Source organism: Pseudonocardia sp. McavD-2-B, assembly GCF_024124365.1.
GTDB classification, from domain to species: Bacteria; Actinomycetota; Actinomycetes; order Mycobacteriales; family Pseudonocardiaceae; genus Pseudonocardia; species Pseudonocardia alni.
In genome coordinates, this window is the sequence record NZ_JAMXSG010000427.1 from 1 (window position 1) to 2,989 (window position 2,989).

General features: G+C 74.3%; 5 protein-coding genes. 1 reads left to right on the forward strand and 4 read right to left on the reverse strand.

Going from position 1 to position 2,989, the window contains the following annotated elements; translation table 11 throughout:
* The 4 genes from NH602_RS29675 to rimP all read right to left on the reverse strand — a co-directional run.
* On the reverse strand, positions 1 to 237 hold a 237-nt coding region (locus NH602_RS29675; protein ID WP_253069540.1), incomplete at its 3' end, for a translation initiation factor IF-2 N-terminal domain-containing protein.
* Between the two features lie 97 nt (positions 238 to 334).
* Complete coding sequence (locus NH602_RS29680; protein ID WP_179760700.1) at positions 335 to 721, reverse strand: YlxR family protein; 387 nt, start codon at positions 719 to 721, stop codon at positions 335 to 337.
* A gap of 35 nt (positions 722 to 756) precedes the next feature.
* Positions 757 to 1,800, reverse strand: coding sequence for a transcription termination factor NusA (gene nusA / locus NH602_RS29685; RefSeq protein ID WP_073578132.1), 1,044 nt, complete (start codon positions 1,798 to 1,800; stop codon positions 757 to 759).
* On the reverse strand, positions 1,797 to 2,420 hold the full coding sequence (rimP, locus tag NH602_RS29690; protein WP_073578133.1) for a ribosome maturation factor RimP: 624 nt from the start codon (positions 2,418 to 2,420) through the stop codon (positions 1,797 to 1,799). The genes nusA and rimP overlap by 4 nt, the downstream gene beginning before the upstream one ends.
* 322 nt (positions 2,421 to 2,742) lie before the next feature.
* Here rimP and NH602_RS29695 point away from each other — a divergent pair.
* The coding region (locus tag NH602_RS29695) for a hypothetical protein (RefSeq protein WP_253069541.1) at positions 2,743 to 2,989 on the forward strand (247 nt) is incomplete at its 3' end.

Below are 2,989 nucleotides of genomic sequence, written 5' to 3' on the forward strand. Positions count from 1 at the left end.
GCCGGAGCCACCGGCGCGCGGACGACCGCCACCGGGCGCACCGGAACCGCGGCGCTGACCGCCGGCGGCGCCCCCACCGGAGGCCATCGCGTCGCGCAGCTTGCGCGCGACCGGGGCCTCCACGGTGGAGGAGGGGGACTTCACGTACTCCCCCAGGTCCTGCAGCTTGCTGAGGACCTGCTTACTGCTGATTCCGAGCTCTTTCGCGAGCTCGTGCACGCGGGCCTTGCCTGCCACTGCTCTCCTCATCCTGACCGGAGGCCGGGCGGCAGCATCCCGCTCGACCTCGAACCTAGTGTCGAAGCACGTTCATGGTGCGATCTTCACTGCTGGCTCATGACTGGTCGACCTTGCTTTCTTCCGATGACGGGTCCGAGAGGTTCCCGGGCCCCAGCGGGTCGCGCGACTCCTGCAGCCACCGCCTGACGGCGGTGACGTCCGGTGCCGAGCGGACGCGTAACGCCCGGGCGAACGCCGAGCGTCGCTCGGCCCTGTCCAGGCACCCCGTCGAGAGGTGCAACCAGGCACCCCGTCCGGGGAGACGGCGGCGCGGATCCGGAATGCAACGTCCGTTCTCCACGACCACCCGCAACAGTACGTCGGCCCGTTCCCGGGTCCGGCACCCCACACAGGTCCGGATCGGAACCGACCGGGTGTGCGTGGGCGACGGTCCGCGACCGCGGGCCGGTGACGAGTGTAGCGCAGAGCGGTCCTCGGGCATTCCCTCGCCCGGCCCCTGCTGTTGATCTCCGTCGGTCAGGACGGCTCCCCGGCGGGGTCGACCGGCCCACCGTCGGGGGTGACCGGGTCACGCGGGTCGGCGTCGCTGCGGATGTCGATCTTCCAGCCGGTGAGCCGGGCGGCGAGACGGGCGTTCTGCCCCTCCTTGCCGATCGCCAGCGACAGCTGGAAGTCCGGCACGACGACGCGGGCGATCCGGGCGCGCTCGTCGAGCACGGTCACCGAGACCACCTTCGACGGCGAGAGCGCGTTGCCGACGAACTCGGCCGGGTCCTCGGACCAGTCGATGATGTCGATCTTCTCGCCGGCCAGCTCGCCCATCACACCGCGCACGCGGGCACCCATCGGGCCGATGCAGGCGCCCTTGGCGTTGAGCCCGGAGCGGGTCGAGCGCACCGCGATCTTGGAACGGAACCCGGCCTCACGGGCCACCGAGACGATCTCGACGGAGCCGTCGACGAGCTCGGGCACCTCGAGGGCGAACAGCTTCCGCACCAGGTTCGGGTGGGTCCGCGAGAGCGTGATCGAGGTGCCCCGCGGGCCGCGGTTCACGCCGATGACGAAGCAGCGGATGCGGTCGCCGTGCCGGTAGACCTCGCCCGGCACCTGCTCGGCGGCGGGGAGCACGGCCTCGGTGCCTCCGGAGAGCTCGACCACGACGACGCCGCGGGCGTTGGCGCGCGCGTCGCGCTGCACGATGCCCGCGACGACCTCGCCCTCCTTGGTGGAGAACTCGCCGTAGGTGCGCTCGTGCTCGGCGTCGCGCAGCCGCTGCAGGATGACCTGGCGGGCGGTGGTCGCCGCGATCCGGCCGAAGCCCTCGGGTGTGTCGTCGAACTCCGGGCCGGGGGTGCCGTCCTCGGAGGCGTCGGCGGCGTCGCGGACCATGACCCGCACCACACCGGTCTTGCGGTCGATGTCGACGCGGGCGTCCGGGTGGTGGCCGTCGGTGTGTCGGTAGGCGGTGAGCAGCGCCGTCTCGATGGCCGAGAGGACCGTCTCGAACGGGATCTCCTTGTCCCGCTCGATCGCGCGCAGCGCGGGGATGTCGACGTTCACCGGTTCTCCTCGTCGCGGACGGTCTCGACGGCGCCGCCGTCGTCGTGGTTCGTGGGGGCCCCGTCGGCCCCGTCGGTGCTGCCGGACAGCGCGTCCGGGTCGAGCAGTGCGGTCTCCGCGGGCGGGGCGGGCTTGAACTCGACCTGCACCTGGGCGTGGCGGATCTCCGCGAGCGGGATGTCCCGGCGTTCGGGCGCCTTCCGGCCGGGGACCGCGACGGCGACCGTGTCGCCGTCGAGCCGGCCGACCCGGGCCTCGACGACGGTGCCGTCGGTCAGGGTGATCCGCGCCAGGCGCAGGTAGGCCCGTCGCCAGTGCCGGGGCTCGGTGAGCGGCCGGTCGATCCCGGGCGAGGTCACCTCGAGCGTGTACGAGCCCTCGATGAGGTGCTCGTGCGGGTCCAGCTCGGCGGCCGCGGAGCGGCTGAGCCGGGCGATGACGTCGAGGTCGATGCCGGTCGCGGGCGAGGACTCGGGCAGGTCGACGACGAGCTTGACCGAGTGCCGTCGCCCGGCGGTGCGGACCTCCACGGCGTCGATCTCCAGCCCGGCCCCGTGGACCACCGGCTCGAGCACGCCGCGCAGCTGGTCTGCCAGCTGTGCGGGGTCCGGACTGCGCATCGGGTGACTCTCCTCGTGTCAGGGTGCCCGCCGGGGCGGCGGCCGGTCGGCGGGGCTTCGGGTGGGCGTCGATCGTGGTGCCGTGACCGCCGGTGGGCGGGCACGTCGGACGCGTGCGGACGGCATGCGACGTCGGCGCCGCACACCGCGACGCGTCCGGCCGGGACCGGACGGTGCCGGTGACGGTGGGGACGGCCGACGAGCCTAGCGCGTCGGCCCGGCGGGCCGCCGGTCGGTGGCCCGTCGGTGGGCGGTCGTCCGCGGCCCGGGCGGGCACGGTCGGTGCCGGGCGGCCCGGCACGTGCTGGCAGCATGACCCGACGTGAACGACCGCGAGCCATCCGTGTCGCCCCGGGTGTCCCCGGCCGGGCCGCCGCCGTCGGTGACCCCGTCACCGGTGACCCGCCGCGGCGGTGCCCGCCCGACGCGGCGCCAGGTGCTGGCCACCGCGGCCGCGGTGGCCGCGACGGTGCCGCTGGCGGGCTGCTCGAGCGCGACGACGCGCACCGTGGACGCTTCCGACGCCCTGCTCGCGCTCGCCGACGCAGCCCGGTCCGACGCCGCGCTGG